The organism is Anaerostipes sp. 494a (assembly GCF_001940315.1).
Classification (GTDB): Bacteria; Bacillota; Clostridia; order Lachnospirales; family Lachnospiraceae; genus Anaerostipes; species Anaerostipes faecalis.
This window is the reverse complement of the sequence record NZ_MJIF01000001.1, coordinates 1,087,964-1,105,414: the sequence shown is the minus strand read 5'-3', so window position 1 is coordinate 1,105,414 and position 17,451 is coordinate 1,087,964. Positions and strand designations below refer to the sequence as shown.

The window sequence follows — 17,451 nt, the reverse complement described above, 5'->3', positions numbered from 1 at the left end:
TTGGAAAGAAGGGAAAAATATGATACGAATCTATAATGCCAGAATTTTAACTATGGAAGATGAAATGCCGGTTTTTGATGGAGAATTGTGGATTAGAGACGGGAAAATATCTTACATTGGGGATATGATTCCTGAAAAAGCAGCCCAAAACCAATGGGATCGACAGATTAATGCCAAAGGAAATCTTATCATGCCTGGATTTAAAAATGCTCATACTCATTCTGCAATGACTTTTTTAAGATCTCATGCGGACGATCTGCCTTTGCTTCAATGGCTTAATGAGCAGGTTTTTCCTTATGAGGCAAAATTGACTCCGGAAGATATTTATCATTTATCAAAACTTGCCATTATGGAGTATCTGACCAGTGGCATTACGGCAAATTTTGATATGTATCTGACACCGGATACCATAGCACAGGCATCCATTGACTGTGGATTTAGAACGGTAATGACAGGGGCGTTAAATGATTTTACCCAGTCCCTGGAGGAAATGGAGCAGTGGTACCGGAAGTATCAGGAAAAGGAAAGTCTGGTGCATTTTGAACTGGGATTTCATGCAGAATATACCAACTGTAAAGAAAATCTTCAGGGAATAGCGAAACTGGCACAGGCATATCATGCACCGGTTTATACACATAATTCAGAAGGACAGCCGGAGGTTGAGCAATGCCTGAAAAAGACCGGAATGACACCTACAGCTTATATGGATAGTCTGGGACTGTTTGAATATGGCGGAGGGTTATATCATTGTGTTCACATGACAGAGGAAGATCTGGAAATTGTTAAAAAAAGAAATATGACGGTTGTGACAAATCCGGCGTCTAATCTGAAGCTGGCAAGTGGAATTGCACCTGTTGCCAGAATGCTGGATAAAGGAATTAATCTTGCCATTGGAACAGACGGACCGGCAAGTAATAATTGTCTGGATATGTTCAGAGAAATGTTTTTAGTAACAGCGTTGGCAAAGTACAGAGAAGAGGATGCTTCTGTTGTGGATGCAAAACAGGTCCTAAAAATGGCTACAGTTGGAGGAGCCAAAGCAATGAATCTTACAGATTGTGATATTCTTGCTAAAGGAAAACAGGCAGATCTGATTATGATTGATCTTAACCAGCCAAATATGCAGCCGGTGCATAATATCCAGAAGAACCTTGTATATAGCGGAAGTAAACAGAATGTAGAAATGACCATGGTTGCAGGGAAAATTTTATATGAAAATGGGGAGTATTATATTGGAACTGCTCCCGATGAAATCTATAAAAAGGCTGATGAGATTTCTAGGAGAATCATGGGATAGTGATGAAAATTTATTGCTTTTCCTTCTTTGTCAGATGAATATTCCATAAAATACCATTATCTGACAAGATGTTACAAAATACCACAAAATTGTTACAAAAATATTACATAAAAATCTTGGAAAACTGTTGACATTCATTTTTAAAGTGTTATAATACAATACATGTTCGAGTTAACAATTTTGTAACATCTTAGGAGGAAACATATGATTATTAAGAAAATGAGATTGTCCATGGCTGTTGTGGCACTGGCAGGAAGTGTTCTTACAACCACTCCGGCGACTGCGGCAGAAAAAGAAACAAGCCAGAAACAATCCGAAAGCAAATATGCTGGGAAGGCTGTGGCAGATATTAATTCTGATACCACATTGAATATAAGAAAAAAAGGAAGTCTGGATGCAGAAATTATTGGCAAACTGAAAAAAGGGAATATTGCCGATGTAATTAAAAAAGGCAGCCAGTGGACAAAGGTAAAATCAGGAAATGTTACCGGATATGTAAATAATAAATATCTGGTATATGGAGATGATATTAAAGAGTACGCAAAGGAAAATGTGAAAAAAGTTGCTAAAGTAACAACACAGACTTTACGTGTACGAAAGAAAGCATCAACTGATTCAAAAATAATCGGACTGGTTTCAGAAAATGAAACTTATAGTGTAAAGAAGCAGTCTGAGGATTGGGCTAAAATTAAAGTAGATGGAAAAACAGGATATATTTCCAAGGATTATGCACAGGTAACATATTCTTTTGGAAAAGCAAAATCCATGAAGGAAATAGCGGCTGAGAAAGCAGCAAAGGCTGCGGCAGCAGCACAAACATCTACATCCGGTACAACAGGTACATCTGCAGCTGATTCCAAATCTTCAGCATCTGGATCTTCGGTATCAGCATCTTCAGTATCAGGATCTTCCATTGGACAGAAGGTTGCCAATTATGCGCAGCAGTTTGTTGGAAATCCATATCGTTATGGAGGAAACAGTCTGACAGGAGGAATTGACTGTTCTGGTTTTACACAGCAGATACTTGCTAAATTTGGTTATAGCATCAGTCGTACATCAAGCTCACAGGCATCAGAAGGAGTTGCAGTTTCAACCAGCAATTTAAGAGCTGGAGATTTATTATTCTATGGAGATAAAGGCGGAATCAATCATGTAGCTATGTATATTGGAGGCGGCCAGGTTGTTCATGCCAGCAATTCTGCACCATATCCAAAAGGTGGAATTAAAATTTCTAACGCATTTTACAGAACTCCGGTTTGTGCAAGAAGAATTATTCAATAAAAAAGGGGAATCTCGAAAGAGATTCCTTTTTGCATTTCTATGGAAAGGGGATTAAAATATATATCAGTAATTTACAAGTAAGACAGACATGAAAGATTGGTGAAGAAAATGACTTTAAAGGAAAGTACATTGGAGAAATGTATATTATTGAGAAAACAGTTACATAATACCCCGGAATTTTCAGGACAGGAAATAAAAACAAAAAAGATACTGATGGAATTTATCAGAACAAATACTTCAATGGAGATTCATGACTGCGGAAAATGGTTCTATGCAGTTCATAGAGAAAAATATGCTAAAAGGACTCTGGCATTTCGAGGGGATTTTGACGGGGTTTCATCAGACAGCGGGGAAGCAAAGCATTTATGCGGTCATGATGGGCATAGTGCAATATTATGTGGTCTTGCATTGGAACTGGAAGGGGAAATATGCGGTAAAAATATTGTTCTGATCTTTCAGCATGGAGAAGAGACGGGAGAGGGAGCTGTTTCCTGTGCATCTGTGATAACAAGGGAAAATGTTGAAAAGATTTATGGACTTCACAATATACCAGGATATCCGAAAGGATGTATTTTGCTAAAAGAAGGGACTTTTGCATGTGCATCTATGGGCCTTGAGATTACATTCATGGGAGCACCGTCTCATGCAGCCTATCCGGAGGCCGGGAAGAATCCGTCTTACGCCATTGCGGATCTTATAAAAGCCATGGAAATTTATGAAAAACCTCAGTCAGATAAGCCGATGATTTTATGTACTGTCATAGGAAGCAGAATAGGAGAGAAAGCCTTTGGGGTGGCAGCATCCAAAGGAGAGGTGTGGATGACTATTCGTAGTGAAAGAGAAGAAGATTTAAACAGACTAAAAGAAGAACTAAAGTCTCTGGCAGAGAAAAATAGTGAAAAATATGGATTGAATTATCAGATAAAGGAAGTGGATGTTTTTCCTGAAACTGCAAATGATATTAAATCTCTGGAAATAGTTGAACAATGCTGTCAATATTATCAATGGAAAAGTCAGAGAATCTATGATCCGTTTCGGTGGTCAGAGGACTTTGGATGGTATCAAAAAGAGACAGATGGAATTTTCCTTGGTCTTGGATCCGGAGAAAATCATCCGCAGCTTCATACATCAAAATATGAATTCCCTGATGAAATTATGGAACAGGGAATTCTTTTGTGGAAAAGTTTGTCATTGGAAAGGTTTATATAGATCTTTCCAGTGTTTGACCAGAGCTTTTGCATACTCTTGTTTTTGTTTCCATAGGTATCTTCTGATAAGCATTACAATCAGAGTGATTACAGTGAAAATAGGGATTAAAAATAAATACTTGTAGTTGGAGTGTAAAATCTTCATATATAACCTTTCGTGCGTTGTTTAATATATTGCTTCATATGTTATTTTATCAAAAGACACAATCAACTACAAGAATATAAGGTATTCTTAGAGGCTATTATTTGTTGATCATTTTCATACTAGAATGTTGATAAGTGGAAAGAAACGGAGAAAATGTATGGAAATTGATTACAAAGCTTTGGGTGCCAGAATAAGAGAAATACGACAGAAAAAGGGTTTGACACAGGAGTATGTGGCTGAAAAAGCAGAAATATCTGTAACACATATGTCCAATATTGAAAATGCATCTAAAACATTATCATTGAAACTTCTTGTTATAATTGCTGGAGTTCTGGAAGTTACAGTAGATCAGTTATTAGTTGACAGTTATCCAAGAGAAAAACGTCAGGATGTTTTCTTTAAAGAAATGGAAGTTATGCTGGAACAATGTAATGCGGGAGAACGAAGAGTTGTCATAAATACAGTGACCAGTCTGGTGGATAGCTTATTAGAAAAAAGAAAAAACCAGGATTAATTCCTGGTTAAGGGCGGATTCTTGTCCGCTTTATTTTTTTATGAAATATATGTAATTATGTAATATGTAACGTGCACATCCGCGCAGAGCGTTTTTTATTACATAGGAAATTCAAAGGAATTTCCTATGTAATAAAAAAAACCGAAGTATCTACTTCGGTTCGTGCCGATGGCCGGATTCGAACCGGCACGAGCGTACACTCACTGCCACCTGAAGACAGCGCGTCTGCCAATTCCGCCACATCGGCAAAGTGCAGTTGAGGGGACTTGAACCCCTACCCAGTTAACCCGGACTAGATCCTTAGTCTAGCGCGTATGCCAATTCCGCCACAACTGCGCAACAAGGTTATAATAGCACAGCATTACATATAAGTCAATAAAAAAATCAAAAAAAATTATAGAATTTTAAAAAATATTGGATTTATTCCAGTTATCATTTATAATGAAGCCAGTTTACAGCAGTAAAGGTGCTGAAAACATCTGATATAAAATATTATTTGAGGAGAAAAAATTATGCTTATAGGATCTCATGTTGGAATGAAAGGGAAGGATATGTTCCTTGGCTCTGTGAAAGAAGCACTTTCTTATGGTGCCAATACTTTTATGGTATACACAGGGGCACCTCAGAATACAAGACGTAAGAAAATAGAAGAACTGAATATAGAGGCAGGACAGGAACTGATGAAAGAATCAGGAATCGAGACATTTGTTGTCCATGCTCCATATATTATAAACCTGGCAAATACTGTGAAGCCTGAGACATTTCAGCTGGCCGTGGATTTTCTGAAGATTGAAATTGAGCGGACTGCAGCTATGGGAAGCTCTACTCTGGTACTTCATCCAGGTTCCCATGTAGGGGCTGGTGCGGATGCGGGGATTGAGCGTGTGATTGAAGGACTCAATCAGGTTCTTACCAAAGAAACACCGGTTCATATTGCATTGGAAACCATGGCAGGCAAAGGAAGCGAAATCGGACGTGAATTTGAAGAACTGAAACGGATTTATGATGGGGTCAAATATCCGGAAAAACTTAGAGTATGTTTTGATACCTGTCATGTGAACGATAGCGGATTAGATGTGAAAAATCATTTTGATGATATTATTAATACCTTTGATCAGGTTATTGGAAAAGATCAGATAGCCGTATTTCATATAAATGACAGTAAAAATCCTATGGGAGCGGCAAAGGACAGACATGAAAATCTGGGATTTGGTGAAATTGGATTTGAGGCGCTGGAGTATATAGTTAAACATAAGGATTTTGAGAACATACCTAAAATTCTGGAAACACCATATATAAAAGAGCCGGATGGGAAAAAATCCTATCCGCCATATAAATATGAGATAGAAATGCTGAAAAAGGGAGTATTTGATCCTGGATTGAAAGACAAGATACTGGAGGATGCGGGAAAATGAAGATAACTTTTATAGAGCATAGTGGCTTTGTTCTGGAAATGGAAAATATTGTCCTGATTTTTGATTATTATAAAGGTGAGATTCCGCCGTTACCACAAAGCAAGAAAATCTATATTTTTGCATCCCATAGCCATGGAGATCATTATAATCCGGCAATATGGAGTCTGAAAAAACAATATGAGAATATTACTTATATTTTATCTGATGATATTGAGACAAAAGAAGAAGCTGTGTTTATGCATCCTCATGAAAAAATACAGTTAGATGATATGGAGGTGGAAACTTTAAAATCAAATGATCTTGGAGTTGCATTTCTTGTATATGCAGAAGGAAAATGTATTTATCATGGAGGAGATCTCAACTGGTGGCACTGGAATGGTGAGCCGGAAGAGGATAATTTATATTATAAAAACACCTTCCAGGAAGAAATAAAATTACTGGAAGGAAAGGAAATAGATGTTGCATTTATGCTCCTGGATCCGAGACAGGAGGATAAATACTGCTGGGGCATGAATTATTTTCTTGAGCATGTTCATGTAAAAGATGTATTCCCGATGCATTGTTTTGGATCCTATAATATTACAAAACATTATCTTCATTGTGAAGACGGTCGAAAATGGAATCAGATCGTTCATGAAATTACAGGACCAGGACAGGTTTTTGAAGATCTTTAATTTTTAATTACAGACCAGCTGTCAATGAGACGTTCCAGTGAAAAAGAGGCGTTGGCAGGACTGGTGGATGGAAGTTTAACTGCTGGAATTCCTGTGATTTTTTCAGAATATTTTGTATAAAGTTTATAAGCGGTGCCACCGTTGGTGAAAATCTGACGGATGGGTGCCGCTTTTAATATATTAGAAAAATCATTTGGGACAGCATTTTGTATACTGCTGTCACTGGATCCTTTGATATCACAGGAAGCGATCACATCCCATACAGCAATATGGTGTTTTAATAAAAAGATTTTTTTTTCTTCAATTGTCTCAGGCACAGAGTCTTGAAAGACTGCGGATAGAACCTTCCAAAATCTGTTTTGCGGATGATGATAGAAAAAACAGGCTTCTCTGGATTTTACAGAGGGAAAAGAACCCAAGATCAGAATTTCTGACTGACTGTTAAAGACCGGATGAATTTGATGTACTACATGTTCCATAAGAAAACTCCTTTAAAATGTTGTAATGAATCTATTGTAGCAGATTTTTCAGATAATTGCAGATTTTGTAGAAACAGCACATATTTCTGTATCATTTTTTGACAAAGAATTTTCCGAATATTTTTTATAATGGCATTATGTTTTTGGTAATAATGTTTCTGGAACAATGGATCGTGCTGGAAGTACTACTGCTGCTTTTGAGTAGAATCATAAAGATGGAAAGTTCCATTAAGAGAGTGACCAGTGCTGCCATAACAGGAAGCCTTTTGGGATGCGGGATGGTGATAATTCCTACCTGTTGCCTTTTATGGAAGATTTTAATGCTGTTATCTGCCATATTTGTAACTGTCAGAATTTCTTTTTCAGTGAAAGGGAAAAAGCTCATATTAACTGCAGGATATTTGCTGATAATTTCTGTATTCTTTGGTGGAATCTGGACGACATTATGGGAAATGTCAGGAGAAGTATCATGGCTGCCAGGCTTTGTTCTAAGTATTGGTATAGGATATCTTTTTTATAAAGGAATCATAGAAAATTTTTTTGATGAGAAGGATTTTTTATATCATGTTACTTTTCAGTGGAATCATAAAACCTTTCAGGTCTGTGGTTACCTTGACACGGGAAACTGCTTATTTGATCCTTTCAGCAAAATGCCGGTTTCTGTAATGGAAGAATCTGTTTTTCTGGAATACTTCAGTAAGCCATTAACGAAAATGATAAACGAACATAGTGTAGAGGATATAAGGATAATTCCATTTCATTCTGTAGGGAGAAAAAATGGAGTTATGACTGGAATTCTTGTCACTGATATGAAGATTACAAATGGAAATCGAAGGATTGAAGTGGGAAAAGGAGTCATAGGGGTTACAAAAGACTCTCTTTGTGCATCTGGCAATTATCAGATGCTGATTCATCCAAATCTGATTTGTGGGAGGTTATAGTGTGTTGAGATTAAATTTGGTAAGCGGTAGAAAAGCATTTTTTGCAAAAGGGAATGAAATTCATTACATAGGGGGTGCCGAAATTCTTCCCGCACCGCTGGAAGCAAATGAGGAGCAGAAAATGATTCATATGCTTGGAACAGTAGATGAGCCAGAGGCAAGGGCTATGCTGATCGAGAGAAATCTTCGATTGGTTGTGTACATAGCAAAGAAATTTGATAATACGGGCATTGGCGTGGAAGATTTAATATCAATAGGAACCATAGGCCTGATAAAAGCCATTAATACATTTAATCCGGCAAAAAAAATAAAACTGGCAACTTATGCATCCAGATGTATTGAAAATGAAATTTTAATGTATCTCAGGAGAAATAATAAGACAAAGATGGAAGTATCCATCGATGAGCCATTAAATGTAGACTGGGATGGAAATGAATTATTGTTATCAGATATTCTCGGAACAGATGAAGATATCATCTATCGGGATCTGGAACATGAAGTAGATCGAAAACTATTGTTAAAAGCCATGAAGATTCTGACGGAAAGGGAGAAGAAAATCATAGAACTAAGATTCGGAATCAATCAGAAAAACGGAGAAGAAAAAACACAAAAAGAAGTGGCAGATATGATGGGAATATCACAGTCATATATATCAAGACTGGAAAAGAAAATCATAAAAAGACTAAAAAAAGAAATGGCAAAAATGGGAGTGTAGATAGAATCACCGTACCCGTTCCGAAACGCTTCCTTCGCAAAGCTCAGTCCAGATGTTTCGTCAGGGTAAGGTGATTCTAATAGAGTGTGGAAGTATATTGTAAAAATAAATATCTGGTGTAGCATCATAAAAAGTTGAATACATCTGGACTGAGCGTAGCGAGGGAAGCGTTTCAGCGTTTATGATGCGGAACGAATCTTAAGAAATTTTTCCTTTTTCTTTTCTTTTTTCATGTTATACTGACTTTATGAAAGGTTTAAGGGTGTATTTATGAGGAAAAATGAAAGGTTATACGTAATAATTAGTTTTATTATAGGACTATGTTTATTATTGTTTAGCAGTCTTATGTTTTTTTGTAATATACATAGGATTTGGGCTGCTGAAAAGCAGGAGACAGTGGCTTCTGTTGAAGAGAAAAATGATCAGGCAAATAGCTGGCGTTATGAGGATGGAAATTTGAAGCAGAATCTGGAAGAAAAGATTCAAAACAAGGCTAGAACAATAACGAATAGCAGTATTATTCAGGTGACGATTCCTCAAAATGCGACTGCACAGGGAATTGATGTTAGCTACCATAATGGAGATATTGATTGGCAGAAAGTGAAGTCAACAGGTAAAGTTGATTATGCGATTATTCGATGTGGATATGGAAGAGATTTTACTTATGCAGATGATCCAAAATGGGATTATAATTCCAGAGAATGTGAGAGATTGGGAATTCCTTATGGGGCTTATTTATATGGGAAAGCTACATCCGCAGAAGCTGCAAAAAGTGAAGCACAGCATGTAATTCGACTGCTGGAAGGTAAGCATCTAACCTATCCGATTTATTATGATATGGAAGACAATACACAAGCTAATCTTGGGGCGGATGAATTAGGACAGATTGCTAAGACGTTTTTTGATACCTTAAAAGAGGCAGGATATACTAATGTAGGTGTTTATGCGAATACAACATGGTTCAACAATAAGTTGACATCTTCCGTTTTTAGTCAGTATCCAAAATGGGTGGCTCAGTATAATAGCAGTTGTTCATATAAAGGCAGCTATCATATGTGGCAGTATACAAGGGCTGGTTGTATTGATGGAATATCCGGAAATGTTGACTTGAATTTCAAGTTAGGATCTTGGGGATCGGCACCATTAACTACAGGAATTCGTTTAAATAAAACAACATTAAATTTGACAAACGGTACTTCTTATAAACTATCAGCTACAGTATATTCATCAACAAATCCTAAGCAGAATGTGCAGTGGAAGACTTCCAATAGCAGTATTGCAGTAGTGAATAGTCAGGGTGTGGTAACTGCAAAATCGGCAGGACGCGTTACTATTACTGCAATGACATCAAATGGAAAACGTGCTTATTGTACCGTTACTATAAAACCTAAGACAAACCGAATTACAAAATTAAAACGTACAGGTAAAAAATCTATTAAAATTTATTGGACAAAAGTCAGTGGAACAACAGGATATCAAGTCTATATGTCCACAAAGAAAAATTCTGGATATAAGAGAATAAAAACAGTTTCAGGAAAATATTCATCTTACACTAAAGGGAAACTGAAGAAAGGAAAAAGATATTATTTTAAAGTTCGTTCCTATAAAAAAGTAGGAGGAAAATACTATATAAGCAGTTATTCAACAGTAAAAACAATAAAACGATAAAATAAAAAAATCACCGTACCCATAGAAAAAATCACCGTACCCGTTCCGAAACGTTTCCCTCGCGAAGTTCGGTGTAGATGTTTCGTCAGTGTAAGGTGATTTTTTATGTAGATGGAAAGAGAGGAGGGAAGAGAAAAAAGTACGTGTTTAAATTACTGGATTTTTTCTTCGAATTCTTGTATGGAAGAAGAATGGGAGGCAATAAAAAGCCATTGTTTTAATTTTTTCTGATCCGTCTGATCTGTAATCTTATGATTAAGGTATTCCGGAACCTGCCCTGTTTCAGACAATAAATCCAGGATAGCATCATGTCTGCCTTCAATTCTTCCTTCAATTCTGCCGTTTTCTTTTATCTTCTGTACAACTTCACACATGGTAATTTTCTCTCCTTCTGTAAAATGTAATTTTAAAAACTCCTGATCTCCTGCAAATACTGCCATGAATTTCATCATGGCATCTATATGTTTGATTTCTTTATGGTTTCCTTCATACTCAATGCCTTTCTGACGTTTTACAAAATAATCTGCGATGATTCCAAAGTCGCTCTGGAACAGATTAATCTGTTCTTCCTTTAGAAAAGATATCTCAAATATTCTGATCGGATAATCGTTCCAGTGATTTTCTAATTCGTTGTAAGAGGGAATCCGATCTTTCAGTGACCTGCTGCTTTTCCAGTGACTGTTTCCAAAATATAGTACCAGTGTACAGACCGGATAGGGACGTTCTTTATGTTCAGATAAGAGCTGTCCGCGGTAGGATGCTCCATCGTATCCCATAATCCGTAATGCGATATCGTCATCAGCGGCAGTCTGATTCTCTATCCCGAGAAGGGCCTGGCGGGTATGATTCTTCACCCAGAACTTGGCGATATCTCTTTCCTGTTCATGAATCATGGAATCATCTGATTTGTAATGGGATATCACGTTGGCCTGTGCCAGTTCTTTTGATTTTATGACCTGTCTGCCGTTATAGAGCAGGACGTTGATGATATCAGCAAAAACATCTTCATAATCCATAAAAAGCTTTTCTATCTTGTCTTTTTCACCCATTGGAACCTCCTTTTCTGTTGTCGTGATATATGCACAACATCAGAAAAAGAGGATGCTATGTATATATCCTGTTGTTATTTCTGAAAATCCGGCAGAACTGCCATATGAAAAATAGATATGATTTCAGAAGAGTTATAAGATATATACATTTTACAATATTTTACATTTGTATTCAATAAAAATATATTAATTTCTATACATTTTATATATTATCAATTTATGGAAATATATTCAATACTTTAAAGAATATTTTTAAAAAATATTAAAAGATATATATGGAAAAAAAGATTTTTGCCCCAAAATGTTTTTGATATGGTAAAAATACGTAAAAAAACCATCTGAGACTCTTTCTTTTTTTGAGTGTTTATAGTAGCATAGTAGACGATGTATTATATCGAATCATCATGGAATTATCTAGATGATTCTAGGATGGAGGAAACATGTTAGAACTGAAGAATATCTCATTTTCTGTAAGAGATGAGAAGGATTGTGAAAAAGAAATTATTAAGGACATCAGCCTGAGCCTGGATGATCAGAAATTTATTGCTATTACAGGTCCTAATGGTGGTGGAAAGTCAACTTTGGCGAAGATTATTGTTGGGATTGAGAAACCGACATCTGGACAGATTATCTGGAACGGAACTGATATTACTGATTTAAATATTACTGAACGTGCTAATCTGGGTATTAGCTTTGCTTTTCAGCAGCCGGTTCGTTTTAAAGGTATTACAGTTTATGATTTGATTAAGCTTGCTACAGGACATGATATTTCCAGAGGGGAAGCTTGTAATTATCTGTCAGAGGTTGGCTTGTGTGCCAAGGATTATGTGAATCGTGAAGTTGATGGAAGTCTTTCCGGAGGAGAGTTGAAACGTATCGAGATTGCTACGATTCTTGCCAGAGGTACTAAGTTATCTGTTTTCGATGAACCGGAAGCTGGAATTGATTTGTGGAGTTTCCAGAATCTGATCAAAGTTTTTGAAAAAATGAGAGAAGATATTCAGGGATCTATTCTGATTATTTCCCATCAGGAGAGAATTTTAAGAATTGCAGATGAAATTATTGTCATTGCAGATGGAGAAATTCTTGAGCATGAAACTGCTGAAAACTTTTTGCCTAAGTTACTTGATAGTGCAGATGAACCTGGATGTCGCTGCTGGAAGAAGGAGGGATGCTAAAATGGATATAAAAATGGATCCGATTCAGAAACATTTGCTTGAGGAAGTGTCCGGTCTTCATGAAATCCCAGTAGGAGCTTTTAATATTCGTGCAAATGGAAAAGGACTTGTAAGACAGAGTTCAGAAAATATTGAAATTATTCCAAAAGATAATGGGGATGGAATTGATATTAAAATCAAGCCTGGAACAAAAAACGAGAGTGTCCATATTCCGGTTGTTTTAAGTCAGGCAGGTCTTACAGATCTTGTTTATAATGACTTTTATATTGGAAAAGATGCAGATGTAACGATTATTGCTGGTTGTGGAATTCACAATGGCGGAAATAAAGACAGTAAACATGATGGAATCCACAGATTCTTTATTGAAGAAAATGCCAGGGTTCGTTATATTGAAAAACATTATGGAAGTGGAGATGGAGACGGAAAGCGTATCATGAATCCGCAAACCATTGTTGAAATTGGAAAGAATGGTTATATGGAAATGGATACAGCTCAGATTAAAGGTGTAGATTCAACAAAACGACTGACGACTGCAAAACTTGATGAAGGTGCTACTCTGACTGTTATGGAACGTTTAATGACACATGGACAGCAGAATGCAGTCAGCGAGTTTGAAGTTAATCTTGATGGACAGGAATCAGGAGCGCACATTGTATCCCGTTCTGTTGCAAAAGATTCATCTTCTCAGACATTTATTTCCAAGGTTCATGGAAATGCAAAATGTAATGGACATACAGAGTGTGATGCCATTATTATTGGAGATGCAAAAATCAGTGCAATTCCTGAAATCAGTGCAGATAATCCTGATGCATCATTGATTCATGAAGCTGCCATTGGAAAGATTGCAGGGGAACAGCTGATTAAGCTGATGACTCTGGGACTTACAGAGACAGAGGCAGAAGAGCAGATTATAAATGGCTTCCTAAAATAAAATGAAAGCGGACAGGTCCGTTTATGACAGGCGTTGTATTTATACGGCGCCTCTTTGTTTTAGGTTTTTACAAGAATCCATTTATAAGAAAAATAAAGTTAGGTATAATAGAAAGAAAAAGGAGTAAGTATTGTATGAATAAAAATTATACAATGATAAAAGAGGAAAAAATTGAAGAGCTGGATGGTACCGGATATCTTTTACGTCATAATCAGACGGGTGCCAGAGTTGTTGTGGTTTCCAATCATGATGATAATAAAGTATTTCAGATAGGATTTAAGACTCCGCCAAAAGATGATACAGGAGTTCCTCATATTCTTGAGCATTCTGTTTTATGTGGTTCCAGAGAATTCCCTTTAAAGGATCCATTTGTGGAACTGGTAAAAGGGTCTCTAAATACATTTTTAAATGCAATGACATATCCTGACAAAACCGTTTATCCGGTAGCCAGTCAGAATGATAAAGATTTCTTTAATCTGGTACATGTGTATCTTGATGCAGTTTTTTATCCTAATATTTATAAAAAGCCGGAAATTTTAAAACAGGAAGGATGGCATTATGATCTGGAGGATAAAGATGCTCCAGTTATTTACAATGGAGTTGTATTTAACGAGATGAAAGGTGTATTTTCATCACCTGATCAGCAGCTGGCAAGAATTATTCAGAAATCACTTCTTCCAGATACGCCATATGGTTTTGAATCAGGAGGAGATCCGGTAGCTATTCCGGATCTGACCTATGACATGTTCCTGGAATTCCATAAGACATATTATCATCCGTCTAACAGCTATATTTATCTTTACGGAGATATGGATGTGGATAAATATCTGGATTTTATTCATGAACATTATTTAAAAGATTTTGATTATAAAAATATTGATTCATCTTGGGAAGAACAGAAGGCATTTGAACAGATCAAGCGAATTGAAGAGTATTATCCGGTTGGTGAAAATGATCCGGAAGAGGAAAAGACATATTTTTCTTATAATGCGGTAATTGGAACAAGTCTTGATAGAGAACTTTATCTGGCTTTTCAGATTCTCGACAGAGCATTATTTGGAGCTCCAGGAGCACCGGTGAAGAAAGCTCTTATGGATGCTGAAATAGGAAAGGATATTTCCAGTTCTTATGATAACGGAATTGAGCAGCCGGTATTTTCCATTGTTGCACAGGAAGCCAGGGATGAGCAGGAACAGGATTTTGTAAAGATTATTAAAGAGACTTTGCAGAAGATTGTAGAAGATGGAATTCCCAAGAGAAGCCTGGAAGCTGCATTTAACTATTATGAATTTAAATATAAAGAAGCAAACTTCGGACGTTTTCCAAAGGGGCTTATGTATGGCCTTCAGATGTTTGACAGCTGGCTGTATGATGATGAAAAACCATTTATCCATATTAAGACTAACGAAGTATTTGAAATTCTTAGAAAACGAATGGATACAGGTTATTTTGAACAGTTGATAGAACAGTGGCTTTTGAAAAATCAGCATAAATCCATTGTGGTCATGAAGCCGAAAAAAGGACTTCAAAAGATTAAAGATCAAAAAGAAGTGGAAATATTACAAAAATACAAAGATTCTCTTTCTGAAGAAGAAATAGAAAAACTTGTGGATGAGACCCGACATCTGAAGGAAATTCAGGAGAAGCCTTCCACAAAAGAAGAAATGGAAAAGATTCCGGTTCTTGATATTGAGGATATTAGAAAAGAAGTAAAACCTTTTTCTAATACAGAAGTAGATTTGGATGGCATAAAAGTTTTATGGCATGAATATTTCACTAATCAGATCTGTTATCTGAAACTGGCATTTGATATGACTTTTGTTCCTATGGATCTTGTTCCGTATGCTTCGCTACTGACAGAAATTCTCACAGGTGTAGATACTAAGACACACACTTATCAGGAGCTTGGAAATGAAATCAGCATCGAAACCGGAGGAATTGCAGCTACGATGAATGTGCTGCCTAAAAAAGATAATGAATTTCTGCCAATGTTTGTGCTGAAAACCAAATGTTTCTATCCAAATGCAGGGAAAGCATTTGAACTGATGGAAGAGATTGCTTTTGAAAGTAAATTGGAAGATAAAAAGCGTATCAAGGAAATTATAGGACAGATTTATACTAACCTGAAAATTCAGCTTACAGAGACTGGTCATAAGACAGCTGCCAATCGTGCCATGTCATATTTTTCAAAATATGCGGCATATCGTGAAGTAATCCAGGGTGTGACCATGTATGAATCAGTGAAAAAATGGTATGAAAATTTTGAGGATGAATATGAACATATCGTTGAGGGAATGAGAAACGTCAGCCGTGCTATTTTCCAGAAACAGAACATGATTGTAAGCTACACTGGAAATGAAAAAGAACCTTCTTTTATGGCAGATCAGTTGAAACATTTTGCAGACCGACTTTATGAAGATCAGAAAAACAGAGAAAGAGCAGAAGTAATCTGTACTCATAAAAATGAAGGTTTTGCCACAGCTGGAGGGGTACAGTATGCTGCATGTGCAGGTAACTTTATGGAAAAGGGATACGAATATACAGGAGCCTTAAAGGTACTGCAGGTAATCTTTTCCTATGAATATCTCTGGATTCAGCTGAGGGTGAAAGGCGGTGCATATGGATGTATGTGCAGCTTTGGAACACAGGGTGATTCCATGTTTGTCAGTTACAGAGATCCAAATCTGACAGAGACCTATCAGGTGTACCAGCATGCGGCTGATTATGTTGAAACTTTCGATGTAGATGAAAGGGATATGAAGAAATATATTATCGGAACTATCAGCAATATGGATATGCCTATGGAACCGGATGATATGGGTGTGAGAAGTTTTCATGCTTATTTAATGGGTAAGACAGAAGAGGATTTACAGAAGGATAGAAATCAGGTATTATCCTGTACAAAAGAAGATATTCGTGCATTGGCTCCGTTGATCCGCACTGTAGTTGATGCGGGAAATCGCTGCTGTGTAGGTAATGAAGAAAAATTGAATCAGGCAGATAACTGTTTTGATGAGATTAAGCATGTACTTTAAGAGAAAGGAAATGAAATGACAGAAAAGTTTAAATCAGGTTTTGTAACCTTCATAGGTCGTCCAAATGTTGGAAAATCCACATTGATGAATCGCTTGATTGGCCAGAAGATTGCGATAACATCAAGCAAGCCTCAGACAACAAGAAATCGTATTCAGACAGTTTATACGGATGACAGGGGTCAGATTATTTTTCTGGATACACCAGGTATTAATAAAGCCAAAAATAAACTGGGAGATTATATGCTTCAGGTAGCTGAACGAACATTAAATGAAGTTGATGTTGTACTCTGGCTGGTTGAACCAAGTACATTTATCGGAGGGGGAGAGCGTTATATCATTGAACAGCTTTCCAAAGTTAAGACTCCGATTATTCTTGTAATCAATAAGATTGATACGGTAGAGGAAAAAGACATTTTTGAAGCAATCGATACTTATAAGGATGTGTGCGATTTTGCAGAAATTATTCCGGTTTCTGCTCTGAAAGGTAAAAATACAGATGATGTAATTGATACAATCTTTAAATATCTGGATGAAGGACCTATGTATTTTGATGAAGATACGATTACTGACCAGCCGGAGCGTCAGATCTGTGCAGAATTAATCCGAGAAAAGGCATTGCGTTTGCTGAGTCAGGAGATTCCGCATGGAATTGCAGTTGTCATTGATTCCATGAAGACAAGACGTCATGGACATATTATTGACATTGATGCAACAATCATATGTGAAAGAGATTCCCATAAAGGAATTATCATTGGAAAACAGGGATCTATGCTTAAAAAGATTGGAAGCCAGGCGAGAATTGAAATGGAAAATCTTCTGGATATAAAAGTCAACCTGCAGCTTTGGGTAAAGGTAAAAAAAGACTGGAGAGATAGTGACCTGTTATTGAAAAATTATGGATACGATAAGAAAGAAGTCTAA

At 36.7% G+C, this 17,451-nt stretch carries 15 protein-coding genes and 2 tRNA genes; 13 read left to right on the top strand and 4 right to left on the bottom strand.

The window, feature by feature from the left end; all coding sequences use genetic code 11:
- The first annotated feature begins 19 nt into the window (after positions 1–19).
- From BHF70_RS05570 to BHF70_RS05555, 4 genes are all read left to right on the top strand, one after another.
- Positions 20–1,297 (top strand): amidohydrolase family protein, encoded by a 1,278-nt coding sequence (locus BHF70_RS05570; RefSeq protein WP_075759337.1) that lies wholly within the window; start codon positions 20–22, stop codon positions 1,295–1,297.
- Between the two features lie 204 nt (positions 1,298–1,501).
- Positions 1,502–2,578 (top strand): C40 family peptidase, encoded by a 1,077-nt coding sequence (locus BHF70_RS05565; RefSeq protein WP_075759336.1) that lies wholly within the window; start codon positions 1,502–1,504, stop codon positions 2,576–2,578.
- A gap of 147 nt (positions 2,579–2,725) precedes the next feature.
- Positions 2,726–3,787, top strand: coding sequence for a M20/M25/M40 family metallo-hydrolase (locus BHF70_RS05560; protein WP_158024877.1), 1,062 nt, complete (start codon positions 2,726–2,728; stop codon positions 3,785–3,787).
- A 301-nt stretch (positions 3,788–4,088) separates the two neighbouring features.
- The gene (locus tag BHF70_RS05555) at positions 4,089–4,445 is read left to right on the top strand and encodes a helix-turn-helix domain-containing protein (protein WP_075759334.1); all 357 of its coding nucleotides are present in this window, start codon (positions 4,089–4,091) and stop codon (positions 4,443–4,445) included.
- Between the two features lie 163 nt (positions 4,446–4,608).
- Here the strand turns inward: BHF70_RS05555 and BHF70_RS05550 are convergent.
- Both BHF70_RS05550 and BHF70_RS05545 read right to left on the bottom strand, forming a co-directional pair.
- Positions 4,609–4,692: transfer RNA gene (locus BHF70_RS05550), tRNA-Leu, on the bottom strand.
- A gap of 4 nt (positions 4,693–4,696) precedes the next feature.
- A tRNA-Leu gene (locus BHF70_RS05545) sits at positions 4,697–4,781 on the bottom strand.
- Positions 4,782–4,957: 176 nt separating this feature from the next.
- Between BHF70_RS05545 and BHF70_RS05540 the strand changes: the two genes are divergently transcribed.
- A complete protein-coding gene (locus tag BHF70_RS05540) occupies positions 4,958–5,860 on the top strand; it encodes a deoxyribonuclease IV (RefSeq protein ID WP_075759333.1) in 903 nt (300 codons plus the stop codon).
- On the top strand, positions 5,857–6,534 hold the full coding sequence (locus tag BHF70_RS05535) for an MBL fold metallo-hydrolase (RefSeq protein WP_075759332.1): 678 nt from the start codon (positions 5,857–5,859) through the stop codon (positions 6,532–6,534). Before BHF70_RS05540 ends, BHF70_RS05535 begins: the two co-directional genes overlap by 4 nt.
- Here the strand turns inward: BHF70_RS05535 and BHF70_RS05530 are convergent.
- Positions 6,531–7,013, bottom strand: coding sequence for a DNA-deoxyinosine glycosylase (locus BHF70_RS05530; protein ID WP_075759331.1), 483 nt, complete (start codon positions 7,011–7,013; stop codon positions 6,531–6,533). The genes BHF70_RS05535 and BHF70_RS05530 overlap by 4 nt on opposite strands.
- Before the next feature lie 137 nt (positions 7,014–7,150).
- On the opposite strand from BHF70_RS05530, the gene BHF70_RS05525 reads away from it, so the two are divergent.
- The 3 genes from BHF70_RS05525 (at position 7,151) to BHF70_RS05515 (ending at position 10,337) form a co-directional block, all read left to right on the top strand.
- Positions 7,151–7,954 carry a sigma-E processing peptidase SpoIIGA gene (locus BHF70_RS05525; protein WP_083638308.1) on the top strand — a complete coding sequence of 268 codons (804 nt, stop codon included), beginning with the start codon at positions 7,151–7,153 and terminating at the stop codon, positions 7,952–7,954.
- 1 nt (position 7,955) lies between these two features.
- Entirely contained in the window at positions 7,956–8,669 is a 714-nt protein-coding gene (gene sigE / locus BHF70_RS05520) for an RNA polymerase sporulation sigma factor SigE (protein WP_083638306.1), read from the top strand.
- A 396-nt stretch (positions 8,670–9,065) separates the two neighbouring features.
- Complete coding sequence (locus tag BHF70_RS05515; protein WP_242946316.1) at positions 9,066–10,337, top strand: GH25 family lysozyme; 1,272 nt, start codon at positions 9,066–9,068, stop codon at positions 10,335–10,337.
- A 152-nt stretch (positions 10,338–10,489) separates the two neighbouring features.
- Here BHF70_RS05515 and BHF70_RS05510 read toward each other — a convergent pair whose 3' ends face one another.
- Positions 10,490–11,386 carry an Rpn family recombination-promoting nuclease/putative transposase gene (locus tag BHF70_RS05510; protein WP_075759327.1) on the bottom strand — a complete coding sequence of 299 codons (897 nt, stop codon included), beginning with the start codon at positions 11,384–11,386 and terminating at the stop codon, positions 10,490–10,492.
- 440 nt (positions 11,387–11,826) lie between these two features.
- Here BHF70_RS05510 and BHF70_RS05505 point away from each other — a divergent pair, with 440 nt between their 5' ends.
- The 4 genes from BHF70_RS05505 to era all read left to right on the top strand — a co-directional run bounded on the left by BHF70_RS05505 (position 11,827) and on the right by era (position 17,451).
- Positions 11,827–12,564, top strand: coding sequence for an ABC transporter ATP-binding protein (locus tag BHF70_RS05505; RefSeq protein ID WP_075759326.1), 738 nt, complete (start codon positions 11,827–11,829; stop codon positions 12,562–12,564).
- A gap of 13 nt (positions 12,565–12,577) precedes the next feature.
- Positions 12,578–13,495 (top strand): SufB/SufD family protein, encoded by a 918-nt coding sequence (locus BHF70_RS05500; RefSeq protein ID WP_075760534.1) that lies wholly within the window; start codon positions 12,578–12,580, stop codon positions 13,493–13,495.
- A gap of 134 nt (positions 13,496–13,629) precedes the next feature.
- Entirely contained in the window at positions 13,630–16,530 is a 2,901-nt protein-coding gene (locus BHF70_RS05495) for an insulinase family protein (RefSeq protein WP_075759325.1), read from the top strand.
- A 15-nt stretch (positions 16,531–16,545) separates the two neighbouring features.
- Entirely contained in the window at positions 16,546–17,451 is a 906-nt protein-coding gene (gene era / locus BHF70_RS05490; protein WP_075759324.1) for a GTPase Era, read from the top strand.

What these genes read in the sequence shown, in the direction of transcription:
- BHF70_RS05510 (WP_075759327.1), bottom strand. Translation starts at nt 11,386, where the DNA reads ATGGGTGAAAAAGACAAGATAGAAAAGCTTTTTATGGATTATGAAGAT.
- BHF70_RS05530 (WP_075759331.1), bottom strand. Translation starts at nt 7,013, where the DNA reads ATGGAACATGTAGTACATCAAATTCATCCGGTCTTTAACAGTCAGTCA.
- BHF70_RS05555 (WP_075759334.1), top strand. Translation starts at nt 4,089, where the DNA reads ATGGAAATTGATTACAAAGCTTTGGGTGCCAGAATAAGAGAAATACGA.
- BHF70_RS05570 (WP_075759337.1), top strand. Translation starts at nt 20, where the DNA reads ATGATACGAATCTATAATGCCAGAATTTTAACTATGGAAGATGAAATG.
- BHF70_RS05505 (WP_075759326.1), top strand. Translation starts at nt 11,827, where the DNA reads ATGTTAGAACTGAAGAATATCTCATTTTCTGTAAGAGATGAGAAGGAT.
- era (WP_075759324.1), top strand. Translation starts at nt 16,546, where the DNA reads ATGACAGAAAAGTTTAAATCAGGTTTTGTAACCTTCATAGGTCGTCCA.
- BHF70_RS05525 (WP_083638308.1), top strand. Translation starts at nt 7,151, where the DNA reads ATGTTTTTGGTAATAATGTTTCTGGAACAATGGATCGTGCTGGAAGTA.
- BHF70_RS05500 (WP_075760534.1), top strand. Translation starts at nt 12,578, where the DNA reads ATGGATCCGATTCAGAAACATTTGCTTGAGGAAGTGTCCGGTCTTCAT.
- BHF70_RS05535 (WP_075759332.1), top strand. Translation starts at nt 5,857, where the DNA reads ATGAAGATAACTTTTATAGAGCATAGTGGCTTTGTTCTGGAAATGGAA.
- BHF70_RS05565 (WP_075759336.1), top strand. Translation starts at nt 1,502, where the DNA reads ATGATTATTAAGAAAATGAGATTGTCCATGGCTGTTGTGGCACTGGCA.
- BHF70_RS05540 (WP_075759333.1), top strand. Translation starts at nt 4,958, where the DNA reads ATGCTTATAGGATCTCATGTTGGAATGAAAGGGAAGGATATGTTCCTT.
- BHF70_RS05495 (WP_075759325.1), top strand. Translation starts at nt 13,630, where the DNA reads ATGAATAAAAATTATACAATGATAAAAGAGGAAAAAATTGAAGAGCTG.